The sequence below is a fragment of the Paraburkholderia sp. CNPSo 3281 genome, from assembly GCF_024206515.1.
GTDB lineage: Bacteria > Pseudomonadota > Gammaproteobacteria > Burkholderiales > Burkholderiaceae > Paraburkholderia > Paraburkholderia nodosa.
Genome location: NZ_JAMBPS010000002.1, coordinates 97,737 through 112,938, shown reverse-complemented (window position 1 = coordinate 112,938; position 15,202 = coordinate 97,737). Strand labels below are relative to the sequence as shown.

Annotated in this window: 13 protein-coding genes; 8 read left to right on the top strand and 5 right to left on the bottom strand. The window is 64.9% G+C overall.

Annotated elements, in window-relative coordinates; genetic code table 11:
• Window positions 1–353 precede the first annotated feature (353 nt).
• Both M3I56_RS02525 and M3I56_RS02520 read left to right on the top strand, forming a co-directional pair.
• Window positions 354–953, top strand: coding sequence for a YceI family protein (locus M3I56_RS02525; protein ID WP_254352425.1), 600 nt, complete (start codon window positions 354–356; stop codon window positions 951–953).
• Window positions 954–995: 42 nt separating this feature from the next.
• Window positions 996–1,565, top strand: a complete 570-nt coding sequence (locus tag M3I56_RS02520; RefSeq protein ID WP_254352643.1) for a YceI family protein — start codon at window positions 996–998, stop codon at window positions 1,563–1,565.
• An 87-nt stretch (window positions 1,566–1,652) separates the two neighbouring features.
• Here the strand turns inward: M3I56_RS02520 and secF are convergent, their stop codons facing one another.
• The 5 genes from secF to queA all read right to left on the bottom strand — a co-directional run bounded on the left by secF (window position 1,653) and on the right by queA (window position 7,779).
• Window positions 1,653–2,603: a protein translocase subunit SecF gene (gene secF / locus M3I56_RS02515; protein WP_254352424.1), complete on the bottom strand. Its 951-nt coding sequence runs from the start codon at window positions 2,601–2,603 to the stop codon at window positions 1,653–1,655.
• A gap of 15 nt (window positions 2,604–2,618) precedes the next feature.
• On the bottom strand, window positions 2,619–4,676 hold the full coding sequence (gene secD / locus M3I56_RS02510; protein WP_254352423.1) for a protein translocase subunit SecD: 2,058 nt from the start codon (window positions 4,674–4,676) through the stop codon (window positions 2,619–2,621).
• Window positions 4,677–4,843: 167 nt separating this feature from the next.
• Window positions 4,844–5,173: a preprotein translocase subunit YajC gene (gene yajC, locus M3I56_RS02505; protein ID WP_028201984.1), complete on the bottom strand. Its 330-nt coding sequence runs from the start codon at window positions 5,171–5,173 to the stop codon at window positions 4,844–4,846.
• Between the two features lie 248 nt (window positions 5,174–5,421).
• The gene (tgt, locus tag M3I56_RS02500) at window positions 5,422–6,621 is read right to left on the bottom strand and encodes a tRNA guanosine(34) transglycosylase Tgt (RefSeq protein ID WP_028201985.1); all 1,200 of its coding nucleotides are present in this window, start codon (window positions 6,619–6,621) and stop codon (window positions 5,422–5,424) included.
• A gap of 96 nt (window positions 6,622–6,717) precedes the next feature.
• Entirely contained in the window at window positions 6,718–7,779 is a 1,062-nt protein-coding gene (gene queA / locus M3I56_RS02495) for a tRNA preQ1(34) S-adenosylmethionine ribosyltransferase-isomerase QueA (protein ID WP_254352422.1), read from the bottom strand.
• Window positions 7,780–7,938: 159 nt separating this feature from the next.
• Between queA and recG the strand changes: the two genes are divergently transcribed.
• The 6 genes from recG (at window position 7,939) to ubiA (ending at window position 15,179) form a co-directional block, all read left to right on the top strand.
• Window positions 7,939–10,296 (top strand): ATP-dependent DNA helicase RecG, encoded by a 2,358-nt coding sequence (gene recG, locus M3I56_RS02490; RefSeq protein WP_375541675.1) that lies wholly within the window; start codon window positions 7,939–7,941, stop codon window positions 10,294–10,296.
• A gap of 150 nt (window positions 10,297–10,446) precedes the next feature.
• Window positions 10,447–11,406, top strand: coding sequence for a hydrogen peroxide-inducible genes activator (locus M3I56_RS02485; RefSeq protein WP_254352420.1), 960 nt, complete (start codon window positions 10,447–10,449; stop codon window positions 11,404–11,406).
• 387 nt (window positions 11,407–11,793) lie between these two features.
• A complete protein-coding gene (locus M3I56_RS02480; protein WP_254352419.1) occupies window positions 11,794–13,233 on the top strand; it encodes a catalase in 1,440 nt (479 codons plus the stop codon).
• Window positions 13,234–13,321: 88 nt separating this feature from the next.
• On the top strand, window positions 13,322–13,498 hold the full coding sequence (locus tag M3I56_RS02475; protein ID WP_254352418.1) for a hypothetical protein: 177 nt from the start codon (window positions 13,322–13,324) through the stop codon (window positions 13,496–13,498).
• Between the two features lie 169 nt (window positions 13,499–13,667).
• Window positions 13,668–14,156 carry a Dps family protein gene (locus M3I56_RS02470; RefSeq protein WP_254352417.1) on the top strand — a complete coding sequence of 163 codons (489 nt, stop codon included), beginning with the start codon at window positions 13,668–13,670 and terminating at the stop codon, window positions 14,154–14,156.
• 159 nt (window positions 14,157–14,315) lie between these two features.
• Window positions 14,316–15,179, top strand: a complete 864-nt coding sequence (ubiA, locus tag M3I56_RS02465; RefSeq protein ID WP_254352416.1) for a 4-hydroxybenzoate octaprenyltransferase — start codon at window positions 14,316–14,318, stop codon at window positions 15,177–15,179.
• Window positions 15,180–15,202: the final 23 nt, after the last annotated feature.

Sequence of the window (15,202 nt, the reverse complement as noted above, 5' to 3'; positions counted from 1 at the left end):
CTGGAAGGTGCCGACAGCGCTTCGCGCCATGTTACCAAACGCGCCCGGCGGCGTGCCGCAACGAGCCGCGGATCCCCGACGGGGTGGCTGCCGGGGCTGCTGCGGGGTCAAGCGCGGGGTAAGCCGCAGGTTAGCCGGTCACGCGGCGCTCGCATGGGCGGCGAACGGGCTGCGAGTGTGCCACGTTTGCGCCGTGAGCGTGCGCAAGCGCGGGCGGGGACCCGGCCCTTATCTGTAGATGTTTGCTGTCACCTAATCTGGATTATCTTTCGGGCATGGAGCATGCATGGCTGCGCAAGGTGGCCGCTGCCCATTCACGAAGCCAATGACTACGCAATCAAAGCGAGACGATCATGGAAGCCTTGTCGAGGTGGATTCGTTCTTATCGGTGGCACCCGGCGGTTGGGGCCGCGGCCGTGTGGGCCGGCGCCGCCGCGGCGCTGCTCGCGGGCGGTGCCGTCCATGCGCAGCTCGACGCGGCGAAGAGCACGATCGTCGCCGTCTCGCGCCAGATGAACGTGCCGGTCCAGGGCAGCTTCACGAAGTTCGACGCGCAGATCACCTTCGATCCGGCCAAACCCGCGAGCGGCAGCGCGAAGATCACGGTCGACACGGCGAGCTATGATCTGGGAGACCCGACCTACAACGATTCGGTGCACGGACCCGAATGGTTCGACGCGAAGACGTTCCCGCAGGCAACGTTCGTCTCGACGGCCATCGCGCCGACCGGAACGAACCAGTACAGTGTGAGCGGCAAACTGACGATCAAGGGGCATACGCAGAACGTGGCCGTGCCCGTCGTGCTCACGCAGGAGGGCGCAACCCAGACCTTCGACGGCACGCTGCCGATTCACCGGCTCGCCTTCGACATCGGCACCGGCCAGTGGAAGGACACGTCGATCGTCGCCGACGCAGTGCTCATCAAATTTCATATCGTCGTCGCGCACAAGTAGATCGACGACTCCGAGGAGGCGCTTTTGAACAAGCTCGTATGGATGGCCGCAGGGGGCGCCGTGTCGCTCGCCGCCCTGGCGACGCAAGCCGCGCACGCCGCTGATACTTACCAGCTCGATCCGAACCACACGTTTCCGAGCTTCGAGTCCGACCACTTCGGCGGTCTATCCACGTGGCGCGGCAAGTTCACGAAGACCACGGGCATGGTCACGCTGGACCGCGCGGCGAAGACGGGCGCCGTGGACGTGACGATCGATCCGGCGTCGATCCAGACCGGCAATCCGCAGCTCGACCAGCACCTCGTGGGCGACGACTTTCTCGATGTCGCGAAGTACCCCACGGCCACCTACAAGGGCACGCGCATCGTCTTCAATGGAGACACACCCAGGGAGGTGATCGGCGATTTCACGCTGCACGGCGTGACGCGGCCGCTCAAGCTCGAGATCGAGTCGTTCAAGTGCATGCAGCACCCGGTGCTCAAACGCGAGGTGTGCGGCGTGGAGGCCGAGGCCGAATTCAACCGCGACGACTTCGGCATGGACTCGGGCAAGAAGTACGGCTTCAAGATGAAGACCACGCTGCATATCCAGGCCGAAGGGATCAAGCAGTAGGGAAGGGCGGCAGCGCAGCGAAGGCCGTTGCGTAGGCACGAAAAAAAAGCCAGTTCGCGAGAACCGGCTTTTTTGCTGGTGCGCCGCTTAAACCTGCGCGCCCGCGTTCGGATCGTTCGGATCGATCTTTTCCTTCTTGTCCTTGATGAGGTCTTCGCGCTTCACGCCGAGCCACATGGCGAGCGCCGCCGCGACGAACACCGACGAGTAGATGCCGAAGAGAATACCCACCGTCAGCGCCAGGGCGAAGTAGTGCAGCGTCGGGCCGCCGAAGAAGAACATCGAGAGCACCATCATCTGCGTACAGCCGTGCGTGATGATGGTTCGCGACATCGTGCTGGTGATGGCGTGGTTGATGACTTCGGTCACGCTCATCTTGCGCTCGCGCCGGAAGGTCTCGCGAATCCGGTCGAAGATAACGACCGATTCGTTCACCGAGTAGCCGAGTACGGCGAGCACCGCCGCGAGCACCGAGAGCGAGAACTCCCACTGGAAGAACGCGAAGAAGCCCAAGATGATCACGATGTCGTGCAGGTTCGCGATCACGCCGGCCACGGCATACTTCCATTCGAAACGGAACGACAGGTAGATGACGATGCCCACCACCACGCAGGCGAGCGCGAGCAGGCCGTCTGTCGCGAGTTCCTTGCCGACCTGCGGGCCGACGAACTCCACACGCTGCAACTGCACCTGCGCATCGGCCGCCTTGAGCGTAGACATCACCTGGTCGCTCTGCTGCGCGGAGCTCAGGCCTTGCTTGAGCGGCAGGCGGATCAGCACGTCGCGCGAGGTGCCGAAGTTCTGCACCTGGGCGTCGCCGTAGCCGATCTTCGTGAGCGAGTCGCGCAGCGGCTCGAGCGGAACCGCCTGCGGATACTGCACTTCGATGACCGTGCCGCCCGTGAATTCGATCGACAGGTGCAGGCCGCGGTGGAAGAGGAAAAACACCGCCGCGATGAAGGTCAGGAGCGAGATCGCGTTGAAGATCAACGCGTGCTTCATGAACGGGATGTCTTTGCGGATGCGGAAAAATTCCATGGTCTTGACTCCGTATCAGCGGGACGAGCCGGTGTTGTTGCCAGAGCCGCCGGTGCCGCCCTGGGCATCGCGGCGGCGCACGACCGGTTTGGCGCGCGCAGCACCTTTGGCGCCGGCCTTGACCGGCTCACGCTTCGTGGCAGTCGCGGCAACCGCGCGGCCCGTGTCGGTGCCAGCATCGGCACCGGCGAGCGCGGGCGTGCCTTCATCCGGTTCCGGACGCCACACCTGACCCACCGCGAGCGACTTGAGCTTCTTCCTGCCGCCGTACCAGAGGTTCACGAGACCGCGCGAGAAGAACACGGCCGAGAACATCGACGTGAGAATGCCGATACAGTGCACGATCGCAAAGCCGCGCACCGGGCCCGAACCGAACGCGAGCAGCGCGAGACCGGCGATGAGCGTGGTCACGTTCGAGTCGAGAATCGTCGCCCAGGCGTGTGCGTAGCCGTTCTGAATGGCCAGCTGCGGCGGCGCGCCGCGGCGCAGTTCTTCGCGCACGCGCTCGTTGATCAGCACGTTCGCGTCGATCGCCATACCTAGCGCCAGCGCAATAGCCGCGATACCCGGCAGCGTGAGCGTGGCCTGCAGCATGGAGAGCACGGCCACGAGCAGCAGCAGGTTCACCGACAGGCCGATCATCGAGATCGCACCGAACAGCATGTAGTAGGCGATCATGAACACGGCGATGGCGGCGAAGCCGTAGATCACCGAGTCGAAGCCCTTGCGGATGTTGTCCGCGCCAAGGCTCGGGCCAACCGTGCGTTCCTCGATGATGTCCATCGGCGCGGCGAGCGACCCTGCGCGCAGCAGCAGCGCGAGGTCGGCGGCGGCCTGCGGCGTGGGCTGGCCCGTGATCTGGAAGCGGTCGCCCAGTTCCGACTGGATGGTCGCCACCGTCAGCACTTCGCCCTTGCCCTTTTCGAACAGCACCATCGCCATCGGCTTGCCGATGTTGTCGCGCGAGACGGCGCGCACCGCGCGGCCGCCCGCCGAGTCGAGGCGGATATTGACCGACGGACGCTGATGCTCGTCGAAGCCCGCCGACGCGTCGATGATGCGGTCGCCGGTGAAGATCACCTGCTTGCGCAGCAGCACCGGCGCGGCATTGCCTTGCGTGAAGAGCTCGTCGCCCGGCGGCACCGGCGCGTTCACGTCCGGATGCAGGCCCATCGGGTCCGCGAGGCGCGCTTCGAGCGTCGCCGTGCGGCCGATGATGTCCTTCGCCTTGGCGGTGTCCTGCACGCCCGGCAGCTCGACCACGATACGGTCGTCGCCTTGCTGCTGGATCACGGGCTCGGCCACGCCAAGCTCGTTCACGCGGTTGTGCAGCGTCTGGATGTTCTGCTTGAGCGCGGCTTGCTGAACCGCCGTCTTCACGGCCGGCGTGAACGTGCCGACGAGCTGCACGCCGCCTTCGGGGTTGTTCTGCGAGGCCCACTGCAGTTCGGTGATGCCGCCCGAACCCGCGAGGACCTTACGTGCCTGATCGGCCGTATCGGCGTCGGCGAAATTGACGACCACCGACTGGTTCACGCGGTTCACGCCGCCGTCGCGGATGTTCTTTTCGCGCAGGAGCGTGCGTACGTCCGAAGCGTCGGAGTCGAGCTTCTTGTTGAGCGCGCCGTTCATGTCGACCTGGAGCAGGAAGTGCACGCCGCCGCGCAGGTCGAGGCCGAGGTACATCGGCAGCGCGTGCAGCGACGTGAGCCAGCGCGGCGAGGCGCTCTGCAGGTTCAGGGCGACGATGTACTGCGGGTCGTTCAGGTCGGCGTTCAGCGCCTTGTTCAGCGCGTCTTTCAGGCGCAGCTGCGTGTCCGTGTCGGCGACGCGCACGCGGATATTCGCGTTCATCGACGAGTTGTCGAACGTCACCTCGGTCGCACGGACATTGTTCGCGGCGACCGCGGCTTCGACCTGGGCAAGCGTGCCCGAGTCGAGCTTGACGGTGGCTTTACCGCTCGACACCTGGACCGCGGGCGCTTCGCCGAAGAAATTGGGCAATGTGTACACGAAGCCGATGACGAGCGCCACCAGCATCACGACATATTTCCAGAGGGGATAACGGTTCATTGGTTGACCCAACGGGGGAGGGGGATGGCCTTAAGCGCTGCGTGCGCGTCCGGCGTTGCCTTCGGGGCATACCTGCATGGACGTTTGCTGGTCAGTGGCTGCGAGGGCGGGCCGGGCGCGCGAGGCCGTTGGTTCGGAGGCAACGGCCTCGGTGATTCCGTGAAGCTTTACAGCGACTTGATCGTGCCCTTCGGCAGGATGGTCGAGACCGACGACTTCTGCACGGTGATTTCCGTGCCATCAGCGATTTCGACGCCCACGTAGGCTTCGCTGACCTTGGTCACCTTGCCGACGATGCCGCCGCTCGTGATCACTTCGTCGCCCTTGGCCATGGCCGAGAGCATGTTGCGATGTTCCTTCTGGCGCTTCATCTGCGGACGGATCATGATGAAGTACAGCACGGCGAACATCAGAATGAGCGGCAGGAAGCTCATGAGGCTCGATTCGGCACCACCTGCTGCACTGCCTTGCGCGAAGGCATTGGAAATGAACGACACGTTGGTCTCTCCGTTTTTTACGATCAAAAAGCGAGCCGGTTATTCTACCACCGGCATTCATCGCGACGATGACGCAACATTGGCTTTGCGATCAAGTGCTTATCCCGGATCCCGCCCCGACGCGACACGCGTGCGCGTGAAAACCGGGGCGGCTCGGGCGGACCGCATGCCTTGCCCGCGTCATTGTTGCGAAAGGTAATTGTAATGTTTCGCAGCCGGCACGTGACGCGCCGTCGTGAGACGCCCTCTCAGTCCACGCCGCGTGCGCGCTGCCCGGCGAAGCGCTGGCGGAACGCCGCGAACGTCTTCGTCTCGATTGCCGCGCGCATCTCGCTCATCAGCTCCAGGTAGTAGTGCAGATTGTGGATCGTGTTGAGCTGCGCGCCGAGGATCTCGCCCACGCGGTGCAGGTGGTGCAGATAGCCGCGCGTGAAGTTGCGGCAGGTGTAGCAGCCGCATTGTTCGTCGAGCGGGCGCAGCGAGTTGCGGTGCACGGCATTGCGGATCTTGATGTCGCCAAAGCGCGTGAAGATCCAGCCGTTGCGCGCGTTGCGCGTGGGCATCACGCAGTCGAACATGTCGACGCCCGAGGCCACGCCCGCCACCAGGTCTTCCGGCGTGCCGACGCCCATCAGGTAGTGCGGCTTGTCGGCCGGCAGCTTCGGCGCGATGTGTTCCAGCACGCGCATCATGTCTTCCTTCGGTTCACCCACCGAAAGACCGCCGATCGCGTAGCCGTGGAACGGCATCTGCGAGAGGCCGGCGAGCGATTCGTCACGCAGGTCCTCGAACATGCCGCCTTGCACGATGCCGAACAGCGCATTCGGGTTGCCGAGGCGGTTGAACTCGTCGATCGAGCGCTGCGCCCAGCGCATCGACATGCGCATCGAATCCGCGGCTTCCTTGTGCGTGGTGGGCACGCCGTTGGTCGCATAGGGCGTGCACTCGTCGAACTGCATGACGATGTCCGAGTTCAGCACCTTCTGGATCTGCATCGACACTTCGGGCGAGAGGAACAGCTTGTCGCCGTTCACGGGCGAGGCGAAGCGCACGCCGTCTTCCGAGATCTTGCGCAGATCGCCGAGCGAGAACACCTGGAAGCCGCCCGAATCCGTGAGGATCGGCCGGTTCCAGCCCATGAAGCGATGCAGGCCGCCGTGCGCCTCGATCGTTTCCAGGCCCGGGCGCAGCCAGAGGTGGAAGGTGTTGCCGAGGATGATCTGCGCCTTCATCTCCTCGAGCTCGCGCGGCTGCGTGGCCTTCACGGTGCCGTAGGTGCCCACGGGCATGAAGATCGGCGTTTCGACCACACCGTGATTGAGCGTGACGCGGCCACGGCGGGCGAGGCCGTCGGTGCCGAGCAGTTCGAACTTGAGGCCGTTCTGGGGGCGTTCGCCCAGGTATGCGCCGTGTTCGGCGCGTGCGTTGTTTTGATGACCGTCGGTCATGCGGTTGACTCCTGTGCAACCGGAGAACAGTCCGGCGCAAATGGTGAAACGCCGCCGCGGCTTTCGTGTCGCGCGACGGCTTGGGGAACTTGCGTATTACTTGTTCAGCGCGTCGTCAGTGCGAGTCAAAAGCATCGCGTCGCCGTAACTGAAGAAGCGATACCGCTCGGCAATCGCGTGACGGTATGCCGCGCGAATCGTTTCGATGCCCGCGAACGCCGAAACGAGCATCAGCAGCGTGGATTTCGGCAAGTGGAAATTGGTGACGAGGCGATCGACAACGCGGAATTGATAGCCCGGAGTGATGAAAATATCCGTTTCGGCCTGCGTGGGCGCGAGCGCGCGGTTCTCGTTCGCGGCGTCGCGCGCGGCGGCTTCGAGCGCGCGCATCGAGGTCGTGCCCACCGCGATCACGCGGCCGCCGCGCGCACGCGTGGCCGCGATCTTGTCGACGAGCGATTGCGGCAGTTCGTACCACTCGCTATGCATCTTGTGCTCGGCGATGTTCTCCACGCGCACCGGCTGGAACGTGCCCGCGCCCACGTGCAGCGTGAGCGTGGCGCGCGCGACGCCTTGCGCGTCGAGTTGCGCGAGCAGGGCGTCGTCGAAGTGCAGGCCCGCAGTGGGCGCGGCCACCGCGCCCGGATTCTGCGCGAACACCGTTTGATAGCGCGTTTCGTCGCTCGCGTCGGCGTCGTGCGTGATGTAGGGCGGCAGCGGCAGACGGCCGTGCTGCTCGATCAGCGTGAGGCAGTCGTCGGGAAAGTGCAGCGTGTAGAACTGATCGACGCGCTCGCCCACCGTCACGTCGAACGCATCGGCGAGGCGCAGCACCGTGCCGGGCCCCGGGCTCTTGCTCGCGCGGATCTGCGCGAGCGCCGTGCGCGCGCCGGTCAGGCGCTCCACGAGCACCTCGATCTTGCCGCCGCTGGCCTTCTGGCCGAAGAAGCGCGCCTTCAGCACCTTGGTATCGTTGAAGACGAGCAAGTCGCCCGGCGCGATGCACGCGGGCAGCTCGAAAAAGCGGCGGTCGGTGAAACGCGCGGGTTGTGTCGTGTTATCGACCTCGAGCAGGCGGCTCGCGCTGCGCTCGGGCAGGGCGGTCTGCGCAATCAGTTCCTCGGGGAGGTCGAAATCGAAATCGGAAAGCTTGAACATGCGGCCTGAAGTAACGGAAATGCGCCGGAGGCCCGGCGCGCGGCGGCTTTGCGAAGCCGAACCGTCAAGCGGTTGCGCCCCAAAAAGCGGCTTCAATGGTCGTTCGTGCGTGACGAAAGGCTATGATTGCGGGACGTGCGCGATAGCGATGCGCGCGCCGTGCCCGATGGCAGAGGCCGTCGCGCTGCACGCGCCGCGCCATGCCGGAAAGCCGATATTGTACTTGCGAAGCTGCCCATGCCCCCATCCGTTAGCCGATTGATGTCCGAACCCGATTCCGCGAGCGACGCGCGCACGCCCGAGGACGGCGCGCGCAAACGGCAAGCGGACGCGACGCAAGGGGCCGCATTGCCCGCGCGCAAACGCGCCGCGAAGAAGTCCGCGGACCCGGCCGCAGAAGAAGCCTTGGAAAAATCCGCGGCCAAAGACAAGCCCAAGCTCACCAAAACCGCCGACCGCCTCGCCAAACTCGGTCTGCGCAGCGACATCGATCTCGTGTTGCATCTGCCGATGCGCTACGAGGACGAAACCACGCTCACGCCCATCGGCGAACTCCTGCCGGGCGGCATCGCGCAAACCGAAGGCGTGGTGTTCGACAACGAGATCGCCTACCGTCCGCGCCGCCAGCTCCTCGTGAAGCTCGAGGACCACCACGGCGATCAGCTTCATCTGCGCTTCCTGAACTTCTACGGCTCGCAGGTCACGCAGATGGCGATCGGCAAGCGCCTGCGCGTGCGCGGCGACGTGCGCGGCGGCTTCTTCGGCATGGAGATGGTGCATCCGGCGGTGAAGGTCGTGGAGGGCGACGCGCCGCTGCCGCAGGCGCTCACGCCGGTGTATCCGTCCACGGCGGGCGTGAGCCAGGCGTATCTGCGCAAGGCGATCGACAACGCGCTTTCGCGTGCGCATCTGCCCGAACTGCTGCCCGATGCGGTCGCGCACGAGTTCATGGAGCCGCTGAATCTGCCGCCGTTGATGGACGCCGTGAAGACGCTGCACCACCCGCCCGTGAACGCCGACGAGCATGAGCTGATCGACGGCACGCATCCCGCATGGACGCGCATCAAGTTCGAGGAACTGCTCGCGCAGCAACTGTCGCTCAAGCGCGCGCACGAAGAGCGCCGCACGCGCGCCGCGCCCGCGATGGCGCGTCACGTCGCGGGGCGCAAGAGCGAAGAGACGCTGCTCGCGCGTCTGCGCGGCGCGCTGCCGTTCACGCTCACCGGCGCGCAGGAGCGCGTGGTGGCGGAGATCGCGCACGATCTCGAGCAGCCGCACCCCATGCAGCGTCTGCTGCAAGGCGACGTGGGCAGCGGCAAGACCGTGGTGGCGGCGCTCGCGGCGGCGCAGGCGATCGACGCCGGCTACCAGGCCGCGCTCATGGCGCCCACCGAAATCCTCGCGGAACAGCACGCGCGCAAGCTGCGCGGCTGGCTCGAACCGCTCGGCGTGCAGGTGGCGTGGCTCGCGGGCAGTCTCAAGGCGAAGGAAAAGCGCGCGGCGCTCGAAGCCGCGGCGCTCGGCACGGCGCAACTCGTGATCGGCACGCACGCGATCATTCAGGAGGCCGTGGAATTCGCGCGGCTCGGCCTCGTGATCGTCGACGAGCAGCATCGCTTCGGCGTCGAGCAGCGGCTCGCGCTGCGCGCCAAGGCGCAGAACGCGAAAGCGCCTGGCGAGACGCATCGCGAGTTTCAGCCGCATCAGCTGATGATGTCGGCCACGCCGATCCCGCGCACGCTCGCCATGACCTACTACGCGGACCTCGACGTCTCCACCATCGACGAGCTGCCGCCCGGCCGCACGCCGATCCTCACGAAGCTCATTGCCGACGCGCGCCGTGAGGAAGTGATCGCGCGCGTGCGCGCGGCGGCGCTCACGGGTCGTCAGGTGTACTGGGTATGTCCGCTGATCGAGGAGAGCGAGACGTTGCAGCTGCAAACGGCCGTCGAGACTTACGAAACACTCGTGGCCGCGCTGCCGGAACTCACCGTGGGCCTCGTGCACGGCCGCCTGGCTTCCACGGACAAGGCCGCCGTCATGGATGCGTTTTCACGCAATGAAGTGCAGCTGCTCGTGGCGACGACGGTCATCGAAGTGGGCGTGGACGTGCCCAATGCCTCGCTGATGGTGATCGAGCACGCCGAGCGCTTCGGCCTCGCGCAATTGCACCAGTTGCGCGGGCGCGTGGGGCGGGGCAGCGCCGCTTCGGTGTGCGTGCTGCTCTATACCGGGCCGTTGTCGCTCACGGGCCGCGCGCGCCTGCAAACCATGCGCGAGACCACCGACGGCTTCGAGATCGCGCGTAAGGACCTCGAAATCCGCGGCCCCGGCGAATTCCTGGGCGCGCGTCAATCTGGCGCGGCGATGCTGCGCTTCGCGAACCTCGAGACCGACGCCTGGCTCATCGAGCCCGCGCGCGGCGCAGCCGATCGTCTGCTGCACGAGTTTCCGCTCGTCGTCACGCAGCACCTCAACCGTTGGCTCGGCGCCCGCGAGCAATACCTCAAAGCGTAAATAGTCCATTGCGCGGAACCTGCGCGCGCCCGCGCCGTCTGACCCTTTTGCGCTGATCACGCCCCGCATAGGGGTGTTGATTATTGGCGAATCTCCGCCATAGGTGTATAACTACAAGCTATTGATTCACCTTTTTTGATTGGTCCCCGAATGACGCTCACTGAATTGAAATACATTGTCGCGGTAGCTCGAGAGCGCCACTTCGGACGGGCCGCGGAAGCCTGCTTCGTGAGCCAGCCGACCCTTTCGGTCGCCATCAAGAAGCTCGAAGACGAACTGAACGTGCAGATCTTCGAGCGCGGCACGAGCGAGGTGAGCGTGACGCCCATTGGCGAGCAGATCGTCACGCAAGCGCAGCGTGTGCTCGAACAGACGCTCGCGATCAAGGAAATCGCCAAGCAGGGCAAGGATCCGCTCGTCGGGCCGCTGCGCCTGGGCGTGATCTACACGATCGGGCCCTATCTCCTGCCCACGCTTGTCAAGCAGATGATCAAGCGTGTGCCGCAAATGCCGCTCATGCTGCAGGAGAACTACACGCTCAAGCTCATCGAGCTGCTCAAGCAGGGCGAGATCGACGTGGCGATCATGGCGCTGCCGTTCCCCGAAACCGGCCTCACGCTGCGGCCGCTCTACGACGAACCGTTCGTCGTGGCGCTGCCGTCGGGCCATGCGTGGGAACAGCGCCCGAAGATCGACCCGGACGACCTCAAGCAGGAAACCATGCTGCTGCTCGGTAGCGGTCATTGCTTCCGCGACCACGTGCTGGGCGTGTGCCCGGAACTGATGCGCTTCTCGCAAAACGCCGACGGCATCCAGAAGACGTTCGAAGGCTCGTCGCTGGAGACCATTCGTCATATGGTCGCGAGCGGCGTCGGCATTACCGTGCTGCCGCGCATGTCGGTGACCGAGGTGAAGCCGCACGCGGGCGGCGTCGATTCCGGGCTGCTTTCCTACGTGCCGTTCGACGAACCCGTGCCGGACCGCCGCGTGGTGCTCGCGTGGCGCAAGAGCTTCACGCGCATGCCCGCGATCGAGGCGGTCGTCGACGCCGTTCACGCCTGCGAGCTGCCCGGCGTGAGGAAGATCGAGGCGCCTGCCGAGGCGGCCTGACGTACATCGCGCCGTGCGCTGTTGGGCTGCGCGGCGCGTTTGACTCTCCCGCGCGGCATTCGGCCGCGCCGCCATTCCCCAGCCTTGCGTTTCTTGCGACCCCAATAACCTGCGCCTATTCGATAGATTAGATAAATCAAATTACATATATCGATAGTCGTTGATAGAGTTTCCTCTAACCGATCCCGACCGGAAACCCTGGAGGAAGCGATGCAAACCACCCACCCGAACACTCCCAGCACCTCGGCACGCGCCCATTCTGGCCTGCGCACCGTGTGGTTCTCGCTGCTCGTTGACCGCGCGCTGTCCGCCTGACGGCCTCGCGCTGTCCCGGCGCAAATTTCACCGAATTCCAGAACACACACGCACGCAAGGAAGGATTCCAGCATGACCGACCGTACTCTCACCTCGGCAGCCGGCGCACCCGTCGTCGATAACCAGAACTCGCTCACCGCCGGTCCGCGCGGCCCCGTGATGCTGCAGGACGTGTGGCTGCTCGAAAAACTCGCGCACTTCGACCGCGAAGTGATTCCCGAGCGCCGCGTGCACGCGAAGGGCTCGGGCGCGTTCGGCACACTCAAGGTCAAGCACGACATCTCGCGCTACACGAAGGCAAAGGTGTTCGGCGAAGTCGGCAAGGAAACGCCGCTCTTCATCCGCTTCTCGACCGTGGCGGGCGAGCGCGGCGCGGCCGACGCCGAGCGCGACGTGCGCGGCTTCTCGATCAAGTTCTACACGGAAGAGGGCAACTGGGACATCGTCGGCAACAACACGCCGGTGTTCTTCATTCGCGATCCGCTCAAGTTCCCGGACTTCATCCACACGCAAAAGCGCGATCCGCGCACCAACATGCGCAACAACGTGGCCGCGTGGGACTTCTGGTCGCGTCATCCGGAGTCGCTGCATCAGGTGACGATCCTCATGAGCGATCGCGGCATTCCGAAGAACTATCGCCAGCAGCACGGTTTCGGCTCGCACACGTTCTCGTTCATCAACGCGAACAACGAGCGTTTCTACGTGAAGTTCCACTTCAAGTCGGCGCAGGGCGTGGAGAACTACAGCGACGCCGAAGCGGCGCAGGTGATTGCCCAGGACCGCGAATCGGCGCAGCGCGATCTCTTCAACGAGATCGAGAAGGGCAATTTCCCGAAGTGGCATTTCCGCATTCAGGTGATGCCCGAGGCCGATGCCGCGAAGGTGCCGTACAACCCGTTCGACATCACGAAGGTGTGGCCGCACAAGGACTATCCGCTGATCGACGTCGGCACGATGGAGCTGAACCGCAATCCGCAGAACTATTTCGCCGATGTCGAGCAGGCCGCTTTCACGCCGGCGAACGTGGTGCCGGGCATCGGCTTCTCGCCGGATCGCTTGTTGCAGGGGCGTTTGTTCTCATATGGCGACACGCAGCGCTATCGCCTCGGTGTGAACCATCACCAGATTCCGGTGAACGCGCCGCGCTGCCCGCTCCACTCGTTCCATCGCGACGGCGCAATGCGCACCGACGGCAACCTGGGCGGCAACGTGAACTACGAACCGAGCCGTTTCGGCGACTTCGCGCAGCGTCCGCAGGCCGGCGAGCCGCCGCTCGCGGCCGGTGCGGTCGATCACTACGATCACCGCGAAGACGACGATTACTACAGCCAGCCGGGCGCGCTGTTCCGGTTGTTCGATGCGGGCCAGCGCGAGCGGCTTTTCGCGAACATCGCGCGGCATATCAACGGTGTGCCGGCGGAGATCGTGGAGCGTCAGATCGAGCACTTCCGCCGCGCCGATCCGGCGTATGCGCAAGGCGTGATCGACGCGCTCGCGAAGCTGGCGAAGTAAGGACGCGGGCGCGGTTTGTTGTCACAACCTTGAGACAGCGAGCCGCGCCCGAAGCAGGACTTCGAGGAAACACCACAGGAGCACGATCATGACCCGAACGATGACGATGACCCTCAAGACTATGGGCCCAGGAAACGCGGCCGCGATGGCGCGCACGCGCGCGCAAGGCACGGAGATCGTGCGCCGGGTGGTGGGCTTCGCGATCGTGGCGAGCGGTTTCGTGGCGATCGCCACGCAAGCCTTCGCACACCTGGCGAGCCACTGAACGAGCCGGGCACGTTGCTGCGCAGTAGGGTCGGATGAGCGGGCTTTCTGATATTTCCAGGCTACACTGACGACCGATCGAGCGCTCGCGCGACAGTTTTTTTGAGGCGCAGGCGGGCGCAACAGGATCGTCAAGCACGCGTAGTCTCACTGCTACAAAAGGAGTCGTCATGGCCAAAAAAGCAACCGTACAGCACGTGAATATCGGTATCAGCGACAAGGATCGCAAGAAGATCGCGGATGGTCTCTCGCGTCTGCTCGCGGACACCTACACGCTGTATCTGAAGACGCACAACTTCCACTGGAACGTCACGGGGCCGATGTTCAACACGCTCCACCTGATGTTCGAAGGGCAGTACAACGAACTCGCACTGGCCGTGGACGCCATCGCCGAGCGTATTCGTGCGCTGGGCGTGCATGCGCCGGGCAGCTACAAGGAATTCGCGAAGCTCTCGTCGATTCCCGAAGCGGACGGCGTGCCGGTCGCGGAAGACATGATCCGCCAGCTGGTGGAAGGCCAGGAAGCCGTGGTGCGCACCGCGCGCGCGATCTTCCCGTCGACGGAAGCGGCCAACGACGAACCGACCGCCGACCTGCTCACGCAACGCATGCAGACGCACGAAAAGACCGCGTGGATGCTGCGCTCGCTGCTGGCTTGATGCCGATGCGGCGCCTGCGCGCTGCACCCGAAGCACGATCAGCACGATGAAAGGCCCGCTGGATGTCCGGCGGGCCTTTGTCTTGTGTACGGGTGCGGCTCGCGGCGACGGCGCGCTGCCCTGGCCTACAATAGCGGCATCGCTTTTCCCGCCCCGATCATGTTCGCCCGACTCCCGCTCTATTTGCGGCTCGTCCGCATGGACAAGCCGATCGGCAGCCTGCTGCTGCTGTGGCCGACGCTCAACGCGCTGTGGATCGCCTCGGACGGCCATCCGCCCCTCTCGCTGTTGATCATTTTCACGGTCGGCACCGTGCTGATGCGCTCGGCGGGCTGCGCGATCAACGACTACGCCGACCGCGACTTCGACCGCCACGTGAAGCGCACGGCCGAACGCCCCATCACATCGGGCCGCATTCGCGCGTGGGAAGCGGTGGCGATTGCCGCGGGCCTCGCGCTCGTCTCGTTCCTGCTGATCCTGCCGCTCAATGCGCTGACGAAGCAGCTTTCGGTCGTGGCGCTGTTCGTGGCAGCGTCGTATCCGTTCACCAAGCGCTTTTTCGCGATTCCGCAGGCGTATCTGGGCATTGCGTTCGGCTTTGGCATTCCCATGGCATTCGCCGCCGTGCAGGATCACGTGCCGGCGCTCGCGTGGATCATGCTGGCGGCGAACGTGTTCTGGTCCGTGGCCTACGACACCGAATACGCGATGGTCGATCGCGACGACGACATCAAGATCGGCATTCGCACCTCGGCGCTCACGTTCGGGCGCTTCGACGTGCTCGCGATCATGCTCTGCTATGCGGCCACGCTCGGCATTTACGTGTGGGTGGGCGTGACGCTGGGCTTCGGCTGGCTCTACTGGCTCGGCTGGGCGGCCGCCGTGGGCTGCGCCATTTACCACTACACGCTCATCAGGAACCGCGAGCGCATGCCGTGCTTCGCCGCGTTCCGCCATAACAACTGGCTGGGCGGCGTGCTGTTCGTTGGGATTGCGGCCCACTACGCCGTCGCGGGACTTTGAGGCCGGATCGACTAAAAAAAAGC

Coding starts and splice junctions, on each gene's coding strand:
- tgt (WP_028201985.1), bottom strand. CDS start 6,621: ATGACCGACGGTCATCAAAACAACGCACGCGCCGAACACGGCGCATAC.
- M3I56_RS02520 (WP_254352643.1), top strand. CDS start 996: ATGGCCGCAGGGGGCGCCGTGTCGCTCGCCGCCCTGGCGACGCAAGCC.
- secD (WP_254352423.1), bottom strand. CDS start 4,676: ATGAACCGTTATCCCCTCTGGAAATATGTCGTGATGCTGGTGGCGCTC.
- secF (WP_254352424.1), bottom strand. CDS start 2,603: ATGGAATTTTTCCGCATCCGCAAAGACATCCCGTTCATGAAGCACGCG.
- ubiA (WP_254352416.1), top strand. CDS start 14,316: ATGTTCGCCCGACTCCCGCTCTATTTGCGGCTCGTCCGCATGGACAAG.
- M3I56_RS02485 (WP_254352420.1), top strand. CDS start 10,447: ATGACGCTCACTGAATTGAAATACATTGTCGCGGTAGCTCGAGAGCGC.
- M3I56_RS02470 (WP_254352417.1), top strand. CDS start 13,668: ATGGCCAAAAAAGCAACCGTACAGCACGTGAATATCGGTATCAGCGAC.
- queA (WP_254352422.1), bottom strand. CDS start 7,779: ATGTTCAAGCTTTCCGATTTCGATTTCGACCTCCCCGAGGAACTGATT.
- M3I56_RS02475 (WP_254352418.1), top strand. CDS start 13,322: ATGACCCGAACGATGACGATGACCCTCAAGACTATGGGCCCAGGAAAC.
- M3I56_RS02525 (WP_254352425.1), top strand. CDS start 354: ATGGAAGCCTTGTCGAGGTGGATTCGTTCTTATCGGTGGCACCCGGCG.
- M3I56_RS02480 (WP_254352419.1), top strand. CDS start 11,794: ATGACCGACCGTACTCTCACCTCGGCAGCCGGCGCACCCGTCGTCGAT.